We start from the raw sequence: 15,136 nt of genomic DNA, 5'->3' as shown, positions 1-15,136 counted from the left end.
CACTAATTCAACAACAACAACTTAATATTTAATTTAACACTATCAAAAAACAATCAAACAACTAAACTATAACAAGTATGGCTGGCAAAGAAAAATTAAAGATCGGGATCAACAACATTGTATCCTGGGGTGCAACAGTGGTAATCATTGGGTTGCTATTCAAAATCCAACACTGGGAAGGTGCTACATGGTTCATTACCATTGGTTTGGGTACCGAAGCATTTTTGTTCGCGCTGTTAGGCTTTCAAAACGAGCCGCACGAACCGGATTGGACAAGGGTTTATCCTGAATTGGCTGATGACGCTCCTGTAAAAGCAGTTACCAAAGCAGGCTCTGCGGCCCCGGTTGCTTTATCATTGGATAAAATGATAACCGATGCTAAAATTGGTCCCGAATTGTTGAACAGCTTGGGCGAAGGCTTAAAAACCTTTAGCGATAAGGTGAGCACAATTACCAAAGTAGCCGATGCAGGTACTGCCACGCAAGAGTTTACAAACAAAATAAAAACGGCCGGTGCAAGTTATGATAACATGACCACGGCTTTCTCTAAAGCTTCCGAAAACCTGAACATCGCTTTCTCAAAAGCAACAACAGGTTTAACCGACTTTGCAAGCTCGAGCGCCGATGCAAAAGCATATCACGATCAGGTTTCTAATCTGGCTAAAAACCTGTCGGCCTTAAATGCCGTTTACGAACTGGAATTGCAGGATTCGAGCGCGCATTTAAAATCAATGAACAAATTCTACCAAAACTTAGCCGGTACTATGCAAAACTTCAACGAGTCGATGGACGATTCGAAGAAATTTAAAGAAGAAGTATCGCGTTTAGCTAAAAACCTGGCCACATTAAACTCAGTATATGGAAATATGCTGTCGGCAATGAACCCCAAAGTATAGTTAGATAAATGATGATTTGGTCCAAATTTTAACAATATTAAAATATTAATATATGGCTGGAGGTAAACAAACCCCAAGGCAGCGGATGATCAACATTTTATACCTGGTGTTATTGGGCTTAATTGCGCTTAACGTACCGGATAACTTGCTTGATGCCTTTAAAAAAATCACAGACAGTTTGACTAATTCAAGTAAAAACGTAGAATCAGGTATTAGCCAAACGATTACAACTTTCGAAAAAACAAGTTTGAAAGATCAGCACGATAGGGCGCTGCCATGGTACAACAAGGCTTTAAAAGCCAAAGAATACGCCGATAAATTGAACGACGATGTAGAACAGATAAAACAACTGCTCATCACCAATACCGGCGGCATTGATGAAAAAAGTCAGGACTATAAAGGTCGTGATAACATGGATGTAAGTTTCAATAAGTTGATAGCGAATGGCAAAGCGACAGAACTGAAAAAGGAAATAGTTGCAACACGCGAAAACCTGCTTAATCTGTTAGATCCTAAGGATCGCGACGGTATTGACCTTTCCTTGTCTGCAGATGATCCTAAAAACCCTAAAGAAGGAAAAGATACCTGGGAGCTGGCTAATTTTAGCGAAGGTGTCCCGCTGGGTGCAGTAATCACTACCTTAACCAAGGTACAATCAGATACCAAAAACTCAGAATCAGAAGTTGTAAAAAAATTACTGAGCAAAGTTGACCAGGCCGTAGTTAACCTCGACCAGTTTAACGCTGTTGCAGTTGCACCAACAAGTTATGTAATTGTTGGTCAGCCGTACACCGCTCAGGTATTTTTAACTGCGTCCGATTCAAAATCGAAACCTGATATTAGTGTAGGTGGAAGCCCGTTGCCTATCGAAAACGGACAAGGTAAATACGTAGGAAGCACCGCCACCGAAGGTATTAAAACATGGACAGGTACTATAAGGGTTAAACAAACCGATGGTACCATCAAAACATACACTACGCCAACTCAAACTTATCAGGTAGCCAAGCCATCGGCAGTGGTATCGCCGGATAAGATGAACGTATTGTATATCGGTGTGCCTAACCCATTGTCAATTTCGGCACCAGGCATAGCACGCGAGCAATTGCACGTATCTATGACCAACGGAACTTTAACTCAGGCATCGCCGGGCCATTTTGAAGCGAGGGTATCGTCAATAGGCGAAGCCAAGGTAACCATCATGGGCGAGCTTGAAAAAGGCAAACCGCAAGTGGTATTGGGTACAACTAACTTCCGTGTTAAACGCATACCCGATCCGGTTGCCCAATTTGCAGGCAAAAGCAGTGGCCAAACCAGTGCCGTTAACTTAAGAGCACAAGATCGCGTTTTCGCGTTCCTGGCCGATTTTGAATTTGATGCCAAGTTTACCGTTACCCGTTTTACCTTGCTCATTCAAAAACCAAGGCAGGATGTGATCAGCAAAAAAGCGACCGGTAACGAGTTGACTGCAGAAATGAAAGCGGCTATGCAAACAATAACACCAGGCACAAGGGTATGGTTTGATGATATTACTGCGGTAGGCCCCGATGGCGCTACACGTGGTTTGCAGCCGATTATATTGACAGCGAATTAATTGTTATAGAAAGGGAAGTTTATGAAAAAGGGGATTTTATTGATCGTGTTACTGGCATTTGCAGGGCAAGTGGTTTTTGGGCAAACAACAACAAAGCCCAAACCAAAGCCTAAGGCAGGTACCGCGTCAACTAAAGCTGTCGGCACAACTGGAAAAAAGCCGGTTGGTAAAACCACGGTAAAGGGTAAAAAGCCGCTTGTTAAAGGCAATACCACTACTGTTGCCACTAAACCCGATTCAACAGCTAAAACCTCTATTGCCCTAACCAGCATACCTTTACGCCGCGATACTACGCCCGCTAAAGATGCCCCACTGGATGGCTTTTATGTAAAAACCAACACGTTTAGCGCCAGGCCTACGCCGTATGCACCACTGCGCGAAGCCGATGTGGTGTACGAGAAAACCATTTGGCGCGAAATTGACCTGCGCGATCGTGTAAACACCTACCTTATGTCGCCTAAAAAGCGTTTGATAGATGTTTTGGTTAATGCCATAAAAAATGATGAGCTTACCGCTTACGACCCCACTTCAAATCCGGCTAAAGAAGATGTGAATGGCGACAGGTTTAAAACGCCATTGACCAAGGAAGCTGCGATGGCAAAGCTTGCGGATAGTAGCCTGGTGAAAAAATTCGATCCGAATACAGGCGCCGAAATTAGCGCTCATATGGTGGCCGGCGAATTTAACCCGGATAGCATCCTGAAATTCCGCATTAAAGAAGTTTGGATGTTTGATAAGCAACGTTCGGTTTTCGAGCCTCGTATATTGGGTATAGCGCCCATGGTTAAACCTCGCATTGCAGGCGCCGGCGAAAACGATTATCAGCCCGCTTTTTGGTTGTATTACCCCGAAGCAAGGAAGATATTGGCTACCGAAGCAGCCGAGTTGAAACATAACGATGCTACCGGCCTCAGTTTCGATCAGGTGTTCTTGAAACGGATATTCTACAGCTATATTGTAAAAGAATCGAACGAGAAGGACGAACGTATAAAAGACTACGCGAATGGCATAGATAAACTCTATGAAGCCGAGCGTATCAAAAAATCGTTGATGGATTGGGAACTTTCCTTATGGCAATACTAAAACAGTAAAAAAATAGCACAAGGCGATGGGGTTACCCATCGCCTTTTTTGTTTACACGGTTTCGGGCTTTTTAAAATATCCGGTAATAGCCATCGCTTGCTTTTTGTTCACCACCTCTTCCAGTTCTTCAGCCGTAGCTTCCTTTATCTTTTTCACCGATTTAAAATACTTTAACAACTTTTCGGCCGAAGTTTTGCCGATGCCGTCTATCAGTTCCAACTCGGTAGCCAATGTACCCTTGTCGCGCTTTTTGCGGTGAAAGGTGATGCCAAAGCGGTGAGCCTCGTCGCGTAAGTTTTGTATCACTTTAAGTGTCTCCGATTTTTTGTCCAGATACATCGGGTATTGATCGCCGGGATAGTACAATTCTTCCAGCCTTTTGGCTATGCCGATGATGGTTACTTCCTTCTCTATCCCCAGCAGCTTTAAACTCTTTATGGCTGATGATAACTGCCCTTTTCCACCGTCGATAATGATTAGCTGGGGCATTGTGTTGCCTTCGTCCAACATGCGCTTATATCGCCTAAAAACAGCCTCTTCCATGGTGGCAAAATCATTCGGCCCCTCAACTGTTTTTACGTTAAAATGCCTGTATTCTTTTTTTGATGGCTTGCCATCCCTAAACACCACAATGGCCGAAACCGGGTACTTGCCCTGAAAGTTCGAGTTATCAAAACACTCAATATGGTGCGGCAACTGGTTCATCCGCAAATCCTTCATCATCTGTGTCAGCAACCGTTCCGACCGTACTTCCGGGTTCAGTTTTTCGTACTGGTCCATCCTGTCGCGTTTAAAAAACACCACATTCTTTTGGCTCAGGTCGAGCAATTTCTTTTTTTCGCCCATTTTAGGCACAGTGAATTTGATGTTCTCGTCATCAAGCTCAATGTCAAACGGCACAATGATCTCTTTCGACCGGCTTTGGTATCGGTCCCTAAACTCCGTAATGGCAATGGTCAGCAGTTCCTCGTCGCTCTCGTCCAAGCGCTTCTTTATTTCGATGGTTTGTGTTTGGATAATGGTGCCGTTCATCACCTTTAAAAAGTTCACAAAAGCATACTTCTCTTCTGATGCGATACTGAACACATCCACATCCGTTATGGACGAGTTAACCACCGTGGATTTGCTTTGATAATTCTCTAAAACATCATACTTATGTTTCAGTCGGTGTGCCAATTCAAAGTTCATATTGGCTGCTGCGTTTTCCATATCGGCCTTCAGGTTTTTTACAACCGCGCCTATTTTTCCGTTCAGTATGTCTTTTATTTCTTCAATGCTGTTGGCGTAGTCTTCCTCGGTCTGATAGTTTTGACAGGGGCCTTTACAATTACCCAGCTGGTATTCTAAACAAACCTTAAATTTACCCGCGTCGATGTTTTGTTGCGATAGCGGCAAATTACAAGTCCTCAACGCGTACGTTTCGCGTATAACGCCCAAAATAGCATGCATCATGCTCACCGAAGCATAAGGCCCTAAGTATTTCGACCCGTCCTTAATGATTTTCCTTGTCCAGAATATCCTAGGGAAGTGTTCATTTTTGATGATGATCCAGGGGTAGGTCTTATCATCCTTCAGCATCACGTTGTAGCGCGGCTGGTGTTTCTTTATCAGGCTGTTCTCCAGCAGCCAGGCATCAATTTCGGTATCAACTATGGTAAAGGTAATGTTGCGTATCTTGCTCACCAATACCTTCGTTTTAGCATTAATGTTCAGGTCCTTATTGAAGTACGATGATACCCTATTGCGCAGGTCCTTAGCTTTGCCAATGTAAATCAGCTCCTTGTTCTCATCCCAATACTGGTACACACCGGGCTTATGGGGGATGTTTTTTAACGCGGCCTTATAGTCAAATTTGTCCATTATGATACAAACGTAAAATTAGCGCTTATTTTTGTACTGCCCTACTTTTGGCAAATCAATTTGACCTTTGGCTTGTTATGGGTACTGCAAGCAAAAAATACCTATATTCACCTTCAACAATAGCACATCAACCAAACATGAAACAAGCGACCCTGCCTTTCTACACCAAACTTGCCTGTATGCTCATCAGCTTATTGTGCATTGGCTATTTGGTTTTTATAGCGAAGGAGATTTTGGAACCCCTCGTGTTCTCGTTTCTTTTTGCCATGCTGTTGCTCCCGGTCGCGCGTTTTTTACAATACAAATTACGTTTGCCACGTGGCGCTGCCGCCATGATGGCTGTGATATTGTTCACCGCTTTTATGGTTTCCATCGCCTACATCATTGGCCTGCAGTTAAGCAGTATATACTCCGACTGGCCGAAAATACAGGCACAGGTACAACAAACCTACGACCAAATACACCGCTGGGCATATCACGAGTTCCACATTGGTTTAAACCAGCAACTTAACACCATCAAAACCGAAGTCAATGCTTCTGCGGCATCGTATGTCAGCTCAACCGTGTTGTCGGTATCATCCATATTCCTGTTTTTGGTGCTGATATTTATCTACACTTTCTTTATCCTCTTCTATCGCAAAATACTCATCAGCTTTTTGCTCAAAGCCTTCGGCGATGGCAGCGATGTGATGGTTTTCGACATCGCCGGGCAGATACAGTACATCATGCGCAAATATATTTCGGGCCTCTTTATCGAAATGTTGATTGTTTGCGGCGTAGTTTATGGGGTATTAAGCCTGCTGGGTGTGCAATATGCCTTCCTTTTAGCGCTCATTACCGCTGTATTTAATTTGGTGCCTTATGTAGGTATATTTTCGGCCATGGCCATAGGCGCGCTGCTCACTTTGGGCACCGCGGGTTCTACCAAAGCCCTCGAAGTTGCCGCCAGTATCGTAGGCATGCACTTAGTCGACAGCAATATCCTTATGCCGCGCATTGTAGGCTCAAAGGTGAAACTAAACGCCCTGATCGTTGTTTTGGGTGTGGTAATTGGCGAAATGCTATGGGGTATATCGGGCATGTTCCTGTCAATACCGGTGTTGGCCATCGTCAAGATTATATTCGACCGTGTTGACGACCTTAAACCATGGGGTTTACTGCTTGGCGATGAAACAGACTATGCCGATGCCCTGGTAGAAGAGGTGGTCGAAAAGGGTGATAGCGTCGAAGAGATAGAAGATAAAGTTGATAACGATGAAATATAAATTATTAGGGCGTTCGGGCTTAAAAGTGTCCGAACTATGCCTCGGCACGATGGGCTTTGGCACCGAAAACGGCTGGGGCGCCGATAAAGAAACCAGCAAGCAAATTTTTGATGACTACGTGAATGCCGGCGGCAATTTTTTAGATACCGCCAACTTTTATACCAAAGGCACCAGCGAAAAATTTTTAGGCGAATTTATAGCGCCTGCGCGCGATAACTATGTAGTGGCTACCAAGTACAGCTTGTACGAAAACATGCAGAGCCCCAATGCCAGCGGCAACAACCGCAAAAACATGATGGCTACCGTGGAGGCCAGCTTAAAACGCCTCAATACCGATTATATCGACCTGCTGTACCTGCACATTTGGGACAACCTCACGCCGGTCGACGAAATTTTGCGCGGCTTGGACGATCTGGTTACACAAGGCAAGGTTTTGTACCTGGGCATATCCGACACGCCGGCTTGGGTGGTGTCAAAAGCCAATACTCTGGCCGAACTGCGCGGCTGGAGCCAGTTTATAGGTTTACAGGTTGAGTACAGTCTGGTGCAACGCACTGTGGAGCGCGAGTTGATACCCATGGCTCAACATTATAACATGACGGTTTTGCCTTGGGCGCCATTGGCGGGAGGTGCTTTGTCCGGCAAATACCTGCGCGGCGAGAAAGGCCGCATCAAAGAAACCAGCAACCGCCTTAACGAGCGTAGCACTATCATAGCCCGCGAAGTAGTAGCCGTAGCCAATGAATTAGATGTCGATGCTTCAAACGTAGCCCTGAAATGGCTCATGCAGCAACCCGTATCCTGTATTCCGATAGTGGGTGCCACCAAACCTGCTCAGGTTGCCGAAAACCTGAAATGCGTTAATATCACGCTAAGCCCCGAACACATGAAGCGGCTCGACAATGTAAGCGCCTACGAACCTGGTTTCCCGGCGGCATTCTTTGAAGAAGATGCCGTAAAGAAAAACGTGTATGGTGGTTTTTATGATAAGATAGAGCAAAGACGATTTTTATAAATAGCGCAGGTATCAAAAACAAAAAGGGGCGACGTGTTTTACATCGCCCCTTTTTTATGATTGAAATATTTTTTTACCTCGGCACATATTTAGGTGGGTTTTTAACCGGGATATGTGTTTTGCCGTTCGGGTTTATTTCGGCTGCGCCCACATTGGTCATCGCGCAACGGAAACCTACCTCGGCACTGGCATCGCCTTGATCCATAAACCTGCGGGTTGATGGGTTTAGCCAATAAGCCATATCGTTCCAAGACCCGCCTTTGTATACTTTAGAGCGGTCGTTTATCAATGTGGTGCGTCCGTAAAGCACGTTGTTCACAGTATCGTTATAACCCCGCAGGTCGGGAGTATAAGGTTTCCCCTCTAACGATGCCGCGTATTTGTTGCCGGTATTTGTAGTGGTCGAAGGTGTTGTCGTTGATGTTCCGGTGTTGGGCGTTGCAGCAGTAGTCGAAGCTTTTGACGCAGTCAATTCTGCCCAGGTTTGTTTTTTAGCGGTTTTCGATGGGTCTAAAATTGGCCTGCCGTATTTGTCTTTCGCCAATAATCCTTTTGTTGGGTCAGCCAAACGTTTATCGGTATATTGGTTTCCCCTAAAAGGGTTCAGTCCGTCAAAATCTTCGTAAGTCAAATTACGGTAGGTATCAGCGGTCCATTCGTTAACATTGCCCGCCATATTGTACAAACCAAAATCGTTCGGCTCGTATGATCTTACAGGGGCAGTAATGTCAGCTTTATCGTTCAGCGCTCCTGCAACACCCATATAGTCGCCCATTCCGCGTTTAAAGTTGGCCAATATCAAGCCTTGTGTGCTCTTTTTAGGCGAGCGTACACCCATGCCTTTCCAAGGATAAATTTTGCCTTCCTGTGTATTTTCATCGCCGTTAGGGCTTATCAAACCAAGGGCAGCGTATTCCCATTCGGCTTCGGTAGGCAATCTGTAACCTTCTTGCCTTAAAATACCATCCTCCAAACGTACAGGCCTTACGGCTTTACCGTTGGCGCCAACTTTGGCTGTGGGGCTCAAATCGGTCATCATGTTTTTACCGTTAATGCCGTTACCTTTGGTTTGTCCGTTCAAATAAATATCGGTGTTAAAAGGCTCACCTTTTTTCAAGGTAGGCACCTTTTTACCATCGTTCGATGCTGTTTTCCAGTCAACCAAACGACCTGTTTCTCTTAAAATGTTTTCGTTCATCCTGTCTGTACGCCAGTCGCAATAATCATTGGCCTGCTCCCAGCTAACACCCACAACCGGGTAGTCCTGAAACGATGGGTGGCGCAGGTAATTGTTCACATAAGGCTCGTTGGCAGATAGGGGTTTACGCCATACCAGGGTATCGGGCAGTTCATTGTAGTAGTACTCGCGGTCGGTAGGGAAGTTGATTACGATCCAGTGCAGGTAATCCAGCCAATCCTGGTTGGCCACTTCGGTTTCGTCCATATAAAACGACGAAATAGGCACCCTGATCTTGTTGAACGTGTAATCGTATTGAACATCCTGATCCAAACTGCCGCCCATCACAAAGGTACCACCTTCTATGGCAACTAAACCGGGGCCCGGCGCCGGATGCGTTTTTTTGAACATCTGGAAACCACCGTTCGTTTTGTCGTTATAGGTCATGCCTGTTTTTTGCGAACGTGGCTTTGTGCTGCAACCGCTCAAAACAAAGCCCAAAACGGCTATGGCTAAACTATATCTGGTCAAAAATTTTCTCATTTTACAATATAAAAAACACTACGATCAAACAGGTATTGTTGATTAGTAAGCACTAAGATACAGCAATCAATTTAATTTCTAAGTTTTTTAATAAATACATTCGGTTGTTTAACGAAAAAAATGGCGCGAAGTTATAACCATGCGCATTTTTTTATCACAACAATTTAATGCTAACCAAAACAACACTTACTAATAATAGCCGTTTATTATTAGGATAAAAAAATAACAGCTAAATTACGGCGATGAAAATGCTGAAGCTTTTTGTACGTACATGTATTTGTATGGTGGCTTTAATGCCCGGTGTGCGTACAATGGCACAAACCGTGGGCACCGGTACCAATGTGAACGGCAGCACCTCAAACACCATCACCACTGCTGTGCCTTTTTTGGCTATCTCGCCCGATGCCCACTCGGGCGCCATGGGCGAAGCCGGTGTAGCGCTTGCGCCAACCGTAAACGACAACTTTTGGAATCCCTCGAAGCTGGTTTTTTTGGACGACCCCACCAACTTTTCCTTGTCATATAGTCCATGGCTGCGCAATCTCATCCCCGATATCAACCTGGCCTACCTCAGCTTTGCGCAAAAAACCGACGCGCGCACCACCATTGGTGCATCGTTACGGTATTTTAATTTGGGCAAGATTGAATTGGTAGATGCCAATCAAAACCAGCAAGGTACTTTCGAGCCCAACGAGTTTTCAATAGATGCCTCTGTCGCCCGTAAATTTGGCGATAATTTTTCCCTTGGCCTTTCGGCGAGGTATATATACTCCAATTTAACCAACGGAATAGCCGTAAGCAGCCAGCCTACCCGTTCGGCAAGCGCCGTTGCTGCCGATGTGTCGCTGTATTATAAAAACCCTACACAACAATTTGGCAAAGATGCCTTGTTTGCTTTTGGTGTCGATATCTCCAACATCGGCACCAAAATGAGCTACAGCGATAACGGCCAAAAGTATTTCCTGCCAACTAACCTGAAAATAGGTGCCGCCAACACTTATTTTTTGGATGCCGAAGACCAATTGACCATTACTCTCGACCTCAATAAACTGTTGGTACCAACCCCGCCCATACGCGATGCCAACGGCAACATCATATCAGGCCGTGATGATAACCGCTCGGTAGTGTCGGGCATTTTTGGTTCTTTTACCGATGCACCCGGGGGTTTTAGCGAGGAGTTAAAAGAAATCACCCTGTCGCCCGGAATCGAATATATGTACAGCAAGCTCTTTGCACTGCGTGCCGGGTACTTTTACGAAAACCCGGACAAGGGCGGCAGGCAATATACCACCGTTGGCGCCGGAATTAATTATGACGGGGTTGCCCTCGATTTTTCCTATATCATAGCCAGTCAGCAAAATAGTCCCTTGGCAAATACATTACGCTTATCTTTGGGCTATAATTTCGGTAAATAATAACATTCATGAAGATAAAAGTAGGTTTTGGCTTTGATGTCCATCAGCTCAAAGAAGGACACCCGTTTGTTTTGGGCGGTGTTACACTCGACCACCATGCCGGCGCCTTCGGCCACTCGGATGCCGACGTGTTGCTGCATGCCATTTGCGATGCCTTGCTGGGCGCCGCCAATCTGCGCGATATAGGCTACCATTTTTCCAATACCGACAACCGCTGGAAAGGCATCAGCAGCCTGGTACTGTTACAACATGTAGTTAAGCTGTTGGCCGACAAGGGTTACTCAATCGGCAATATCGATGCCATGGTATGCCTCGAAGCACCAAAAATAAACCCGCATATCCCTGCTATGAAAACAAATATAGCCGCTGCAATAAGTATTGATGAAGATGATATCTCCATCAAAGCCACAACCAACGAACAAATGGGTTTCATTGGCCGTCAGGAAGGTGTTACAGCTTACGCGGTTTGTTTAATCGAAAAAGTATAGCAACGTCAATGGACCGTTAGCACGTCAACAGTAAATATCAACACCGAATTGGCCGGTATGGCTGCGTTCGAAGAATCATTGCCATAACCTAATCCCGATGGGATGTACAGTTGAATACGCCCGCCTGCCCTAACATAGGGGATACCTATTTGCCAGCCGGGTATAAAGCTACTTAAAATTTGTGTGGTGGATTGTTTGCCCGATGGGGCAAATACGGTTCCGTTTAACAACTTGCCCACGTAATTTATCTGTACCGTCGAAGTATCAGCAGCATTTAAACCCGTACCTTGTGTAACTACGTTATAATATACCCCCGATGGGTCTTTTGTAGCGGTAAGGTTATTTGCTTTCAAATACGCTTTTATGGCAGCATCATCGGCTATGGCCTGAGCCGTTGGGTCGAAAACTGTTTTTTTACATGCCGTAAGGCCAATAGCAAATAGTAATAATAGGTAGAAGGTTTTTTTCATCTAAATTTTTTCCTAAATAACGTCGGTAAAACTAAACAATTGTTTCCAATTGATCTTTTTGTTGCCTAAATATTGATGTTACTGTACACTCAACACATCAATGGTAAATATCAGTACAGTATTTGGTGGTATCGGCCCGCCGCCCTGCTCACCATAGCCCAATGCCGAAGGTATCAATAACAATATCTTACCACCGGCTTTAACCAAAGGGATGCCCATGGTCCAGCCTTGTATCACATTGCCTAATGGAAAGCTCGCCGGTTGTCCCGCCGGGGTACTGTCAAACACGGTACCGTCGGTCATTTTGCCCTCGTAATTTACCTTTACGGTAGAGTTTTGTGTGGCATTTGCACCCGTTCCTTCCTTCAATATCTGGTAATATAAACCCGATGGCCCTTTTTTGGCATCGATATGGTTTTGCTTGATATAAGCCTGTATCACCGATTCATCCGTAGCCGCTTGTTTCACCGGGTCAAAAATTCCGGAGTCCACTTTATTGCCGCCACCGCAGGATGCCAGACATACACTTATAACAAATAGTACAAAAACCAGTTTCCTCATTGCTTTAAATTTTTCAAAAATTCTTCGGTATTGATCAGGGCCACTTTATCGGCTTCTTCTATAGCTTTACCCATCCAAAAATCCTCTATATCATCTAATTTTAGCATATGGGCCCTCATTCCCATTTTTTGGGCGATAGTCATTAAAAGCTGAATATCTTTTTTCGACTCCCCTGATATGATTGCTGATTGCATATGATAAAAATAGCGGGATTTAACTTAAACTGTTGTCCTGATCTTCAATTCGTTCATCTGCGTTTCGGCAATCGTCGATGGTGTATCGATCATCACGTCCCTGCCCGAGTTGTTTTTCGGGAAAGCGATCACATCACGTATCGAATCCAACCCGGCGAAGATAGAGCACAACCTGTCGAAACCTAAAGCGATGCCACCATGCGGCGGCGCGCCAAATTCAAAAGCATCCATCAAAAAACCAAATTGTTTTTGCGCCTCTTCGGGCGAGAAGCCCAAATGTTTGAACATCAATGATTGCAAAGCCCTGTCGTGTATTCGGATCGAACCACCGCCTACTTCAATACCATTCACTACCATATCATAAGCGTTTGCCCTAACAGCGCCCGGGTCGGTTTCCAGCATCGGGATATCCTCCGGCTTCGGCGAGGTGAAAGGGTGGTGCATGGCATGGTAACGCTGGCTCTCTTCGTCCCACTCCAACAGCGGGAAATCGAGCACCCACAGCGGCGCGTAAACATTTTTATCGCGATAGCCTAAACGGCCGCCCATTTCCAAGCGAAGTTCGCTCATTTGTTTGCGCACTTTGTCGGTTTGGCCTGCCAGTACCAACACCAAATCGCCCGGCTCGGTATTAAATGTGGCCGCCCAATTGGTCAGCTCGTCTTCGTTATAAAACTTATCAACCGACGATTTCAAAGTGCCATCAGCATTATGGCGCATATAAATCAATCCCGTCGCGCCAATTTGAGGGCGTTTCAACCATTCAGTCAACTCGTCCAGTTGCTTGCGGGTATAGTCGGCCGCGCCTTTGGCGTTGATGCCTATTATCAATTTGGCATTGTCAAACACGCCAAAACCTTTGCCTTTTACCACATCGTTCAGCTCCACAAACTCCATCCCGAAACGGATATCCGGTTTGTCAGACCCATACAGGCGCATAGCGTCGGCATATTGCATCCTCGGGAAATCGCCCAATTCAATACCTTTTACATTTTTGAACAAATGGCGCGCCATCCCTTCAAACGTGTTCAATATGTCTTCCTGCGTAATAAAACTCATTTCGCAGTCTATCTGGGTAAACTCAGGCTGGCGGTCGGCACGCAGGTCCTCGTCCCTAAAGCATTTCACAATTTGGAAGTAACGGTCGAAACCGCTTACCATCAGCAATTGCTTAAACGTTTGCGGCGATTGCGGCAAAGCGTAAAACTCGCCCGGGTTCATGCGGCTGGGCACCACAAAATCGCGCGCGCCCTCGGGGGTCGATTTGATCAATACCGGCGTTTCCACCTCTATAAAATCCAGACTGTCTAAATATCTCCTCACCTCCTGAGCCAGTTTATGGCGCATAATGAGGTTATTGCGTATCGGGTTGCGGCGCAAATCCAGGTAACGGTATTTGGCGCGCAGTTCTTCGCCGCCATCGGTATCGTCCTCTATTAAAAATGGAGGTATCTTGGCGCCGTTCAATACCTCAATATCGCTAACCACAATTTCAATATCGCCGGTGGCCATTTTGGCGTTCTTGTTGGTACGCTCAATTACTTTACCGGTAACCTTAATTACAAACTCGCGGCCCAGTTCGCGACTTTTTCCGCGCAGGGCATCGTCGCTATCGGTGTTTAAAACCAATTGGGTCAATCCGTAACGGTCGCGCACATCGATAAAGGTGGTACCGCCCAAATCGCGCGATTTTTGCACCCAGCCACATAAAGTAACCGTTTGCCCTAAATTGCTGATAGTTAATTCGCCGCAGGTATGAGTTCTAAGCATAAGTTTTCAATGAGTCCGCAAAAGTAACATTTTCTTTATTTAAGATGTGAGTATTGAGATATTAGATTTGAGACATGGGTATTCATGGGTATCTCACGAAAAAAAATCAGCGAAATCAGACAAATGAATCCAAATCAGCGGTCATACAAATGTACGAAAAACGCCTCGGATAACCAGCATGGCCCCCTATATCCTTTTCAAAATATCAGAAAGTTTCTTTGGGTTCCTTCTGCTATCCCAAATAGTGATGATCTCTAAGTGGTCGGCACTTACATTATAAAAGATGAGGTAATCTCTTAATATCTTCAATCGTAAATTGGGGATACCGGTTGGTTTACCGATGTCGGGTAATTCGGCAATGAGGTTTACACAGTCATCAATAAGGCCTTTCAATTTAATGCTATAAACATCAGATCGGTTTCTATTGGCCCAATAATCCAGAATATCAAAAAGGTCATTATCAGCTCTTGCAGACCAAATTATCGTTTTAGCCATTTATCAAACTTGGCATTTATTTCTTCGTTGGTCAAAAACTGTCCGTTTTTGATTTGAGTTAAGCCTTCGTTAACAGCTTCACGTTCTTCGGGGCTTAAATGATAGACATCCTCAATTTCCGACTCAAGATGAACCAGTCGGGCAATCTGCGAAAGCAATTCTTCATTTTCCGTATGGCTAATCTTTTCAATCAGTTCTTCTTTTATTTTACTTCCAGGTATCATACCAAATGCTTTACTCAAATATACAAATTGTCAGTATTATATCTCATATCTATTTTTTTATAAAACATACTATGGGGGGGGGGGGGGGG

At 45.0% G+C, this 15,136-nt stretch carries 15 protein-coding genes; 7 read left to right on the top strand and 8 right to left on the bottom strand.

What is annotated here, in order from left to right; translation table 11 throughout:
- Positions 1–77: 77 nt before the first annotated feature.
- Genes gldL through gldN form a run of 3 tightly spaced genes read left to right on the top strand, consistent with a single transcriptional unit; the run spans position 78 to position 3,570 of the window.
- Entirely contained in the window at positions 78–896 is an 819-nt protein-coding gene (gldL, locus tag QZX97_RS18200; RefSeq protein WP_295654354.1) for a gliding motility protein GldL, read from the top strand.
- A gap of 52 nt (positions 897–948) precedes the next feature.
- Positions 949–2,487, top strand: coding sequence for a gliding motility protein GldM (gene gldM / locus QZX97_RS18195; protein ID WP_295654352.1), 1,539 nt, complete (start codon positions 949–951; stop codon positions 2,485–2,487).
- 21 nt (positions 2,488–2,508) lie between these two features.
- A complete protein-coding gene (gene gldN / locus QZX97_RS18190) occupies positions 2,509–3,570 on the top strand; it encodes a gliding motility protein GldN (RefSeq protein ID WP_295654350.1) in 1,062 nt (353 codons plus the stop codon).
- Between the two features lie 51 nt (positions 3,571–3,621).
- Here gldN and uvrC read toward each other — a convergent pair whose 3' ends face one another.
- Entirely contained in the window at positions 3,622–5,430 is a 1,809-nt protein-coding gene (gene uvrC, locus QZX97_RS18185) for an excinuclease ABC subunit UvrC (protein ID WP_295654348.1), read from the bottom strand.
- Between the two features lie 137 nt (positions 5,431–5,567).
- On the opposite strand from uvrC, the gene QZX97_RS18180 reads away from it, so the two are divergent.
- Both QZX97_RS18180 and QZX97_RS18175 read left to right on the top strand, forming a co-directional pair.
- Positions 5,568–6,695 carry an AI-2E family transporter gene (locus tag QZX97_RS18180; RefSeq protein ID WP_295654347.1) on the top strand — a complete coding sequence of 376 codons (1,128 nt, stop codon included), beginning with the start codon at positions 5,568–5,570 and terminating at the stop codon, positions 6,693–6,695.
- A complete protein-coding gene (locus tag QZX97_RS18175) occupies positions 6,685–7,710 on the top strand; it encodes an aldo/keto reductase (protein ID WP_295654345.1) in 1,026 nt (341 codons plus the stop codon). The genes QZX97_RS18180 and QZX97_RS18175 overlap by 11 nt, the downstream gene beginning before the upstream one ends.
- Before the next feature lie 73 nt (positions 7,711–7,783).
- On the opposite strand, the gene QZX97_RS18170 is transcribed toward QZX97_RS18175, so the two are convergent.
- Positions 7,784–9,430 carry an SUMF1/EgtB/PvdO family nonheme iron enzyme gene (locus QZX97_RS18170; protein WP_295654343.1) on the bottom strand — a complete coding sequence of 549 codons (1,647 nt, stop codon included), beginning with the start codon at positions 9,428–9,430 and terminating at the stop codon, positions 7,784–7,786.
- A 242-nt stretch (positions 9,431–9,672) separates the two neighbouring features.
- On the opposite strand from QZX97_RS18170, the gene porV reads away from it, so the two are divergent.
- Together porV and ispF are read left to right on the top strand one after the other, a co-directional pair.
- Positions 9,673–10,845, top strand: a complete 1,173-nt coding sequence (gene porV, locus QZX97_RS18165; protein WP_295654341.1) for a type IX secretion system outer membrane channel protein PorV — start codon at positions 9,673–9,675, stop codon at positions 10,843–10,845.
- Positions 10,846–10,853: 8 nt separating this feature from the next.
- Entirely contained in the window at positions 10,854–11,333 is a 480-nt protein-coding gene (gene ispF, locus QZX97_RS18160; protein WP_295654339.1) for a 2-C-methyl-D-erythritol 2,4-cyclodiphosphate synthase, read from the top strand.
- 5 nt (positions 11,334–11,338) lie between these two features.
- Here the strand turns inward: ispF and QZX97_RS18155 are convergent, their stop codons facing one another.
- From QZX97_RS18155 to QZX97_RS18130, 6 genes are all read right to left on the bottom strand, one after another.
- Positions 11,339–11,803: an FKBP-type peptidyl-prolyl cis-trans isomerase gene (locus tag QZX97_RS18155; RefSeq protein WP_295654337.1), complete on the bottom strand. Its 465-nt coding sequence runs from the start codon at positions 11,801–11,803 to the stop codon at positions 11,339–11,341.
- Positions 11,804–11,881: 78 nt separating this feature from the next.
- Entirely contained in the window at positions 11,882–12,364 is a 483-nt protein-coding gene (locus tag QZX97_RS18150) for an FKBP-type peptidyl-prolyl cis-trans isomerase (protein ID WP_295654335.1), read from the bottom strand.
- Positions 12,361–12,558: a hypothetical protein gene (locus tag QZX97_RS18145; RefSeq protein ID WP_295654334.1), complete on the bottom strand. Its 198-nt coding sequence runs from the start codon at positions 12,556–12,558 to the stop codon at positions 12,361–12,363. The genes QZX97_RS18150 and QZX97_RS18145 overlap by 4 nt, the downstream gene beginning before the upstream one ends.
- Positions 12,559–12,582: 24 nt before the next feature.
- On the bottom strand, positions 12,583–14,328 hold the full coding sequence (aspS, locus tag QZX97_RS18140) for an aspartate--tRNA ligase (protein WP_295654333.1): 1,746 nt from the start codon (positions 14,326–14,328) through the stop codon (positions 12,583–12,585).
- A 186-nt stretch (positions 14,329–14,514) separates the two neighbouring features.
- Entirely contained in the window at positions 14,515–14,823 is a 309-nt protein-coding gene (locus tag QZX97_RS18135; RefSeq protein WP_295654332.1) for a type II toxin-antitoxin system RelE/ParE family toxin, read from the bottom strand.
- Positions 14,808–15,047 carry a hypothetical protein gene (locus QZX97_RS18130; RefSeq protein ID WP_295654330.1) on the bottom strand — a complete coding sequence of 80 codons (240 nt, stop codon included), beginning with the start codon at positions 15,045–15,047 and terminating at the stop codon, positions 14,808–14,810. The genes QZX97_RS18135 and QZX97_RS18130 overlap by 16 nt, the downstream gene beginning before the upstream one ends.
- Positions 15,048–15,136 lie beyond the last annotated feature (89 nt).

The organism is uncultured Mucilaginibacter sp. (genome assembly GCF_903893715.1).
Classification (GTDB): Bacteria; Bacteroidota; Bacteroidia; order Sphingobacteriales; family Sphingobacteriaceae; genus Mucilaginibacter.
The sequence above is the reverse complement of the archived record's forward strand: the minus strand, read 5'-3'. Positions and strand labels throughout refer to the sequence as shown.

What these genes read in the sequence shown, in the direction of transcription:
- uvrC (WP_295654348.1), bottom strand. Translation starts at nt 5,430, where the DNA reads ATGGACAAATTTGACTATAAGGCCGCGTTAAAAAACATCCCCCATAAG.
- QZX97_RS18175 (WP_295654345.1), top strand. Translation starts at nt 6,685, where the DNA reads ATGAAATATAAATTATTAGGGCGTTCGGGCTTAAAAGTGTCCGAACTA.
- gldL (WP_295654354.1), top strand. Translation starts at nt 78, where the DNA reads ATGGCTGGCAAAGAAAAATTAAAGATCGGGATCAACAACATTGTATCC.
- porV (WP_295654341.1), top strand. Translation starts at nt 9,673, where the DNA reads ATGAAAATGCTGAAGCTTTTTGTACGTACATGTATTTGTATGGTGGCT.
- QZX97_RS18150 (WP_295654335.1), bottom strand. Translation starts at nt 12,364, where the DNA reads ATGAGGAAACTGGTTTTTGTACTATTTGTTATAAGTGTATGTCTGGCA.
- QZX97_RS18155 (WP_295654337.1), bottom strand. Translation starts at nt 11,803, where the DNA reads ATGAAAAAAACCTTCTACCTATTATTACTATTTGCTATTGGCCTTACG.
- aspS (WP_295654333.1), bottom strand. Translation starts at nt 14,328, where the DNA reads ATGCTTAGAACTCATACCTGCGGCGAATTAACTATCAGCAATTTAGGG.
- QZX97_RS18135 (WP_295654332.1), bottom strand. Translation starts at nt 14,823, where the DNA reads ATGGCTAAAACGATAATTTGGTCTGCAAGAGCTGATAATGACCTTTTT.
- QZX97_RS18170 (WP_295654343.1), bottom strand. Translation starts at nt 9,430, where the DNA reads ATGAGAAAATTTTTGACCAGATATAGTTTAGCCATAGCCGTTTTGGGC.
- ispF (WP_295654339.1), top strand. Translation starts at nt 10,854, where the DNA reads ATGAAGATAAAAGTAGGTTTTGGCTTTGATGTCCATCAGCTCAAAGAA.
- QZX97_RS18130 (WP_295654330.1), bottom strand. Translation starts at nt 15,047, where the DNA reads ATGATACCTGGAAGTAAAATAAAAGAAGAACTGATTGAAAAGATTAGC.
- QZX97_RS18145 (WP_295654334.1), bottom strand. Translation starts at nt 12,558, where the DNA reads ATGCAATCAGCAATCATATCAGGGGAGTCGAAAAAAGATATTCAGCTT.
- gldN (WP_295654350.1), top strand. Translation starts at nt 2,509, where the DNA reads ATGAAAAAGGGGATTTTATTGATCGTGTTACTGGCATTTGCAGGGCAA.
- QZX97_RS18180 (WP_295654347.1), top strand. Translation starts at nt 5,568, where the DNA reads ATGAAACAAGCGACCCTGCCTTTCTACACCAAACTTGCCTGTATGCTC.
- gldM (WP_295654352.1), top strand. Translation starts at nt 949, where the DNA reads ATGGCTGGAGGTAAACAAACCCCAAGGCAGCGGATGATCAACATTTTA.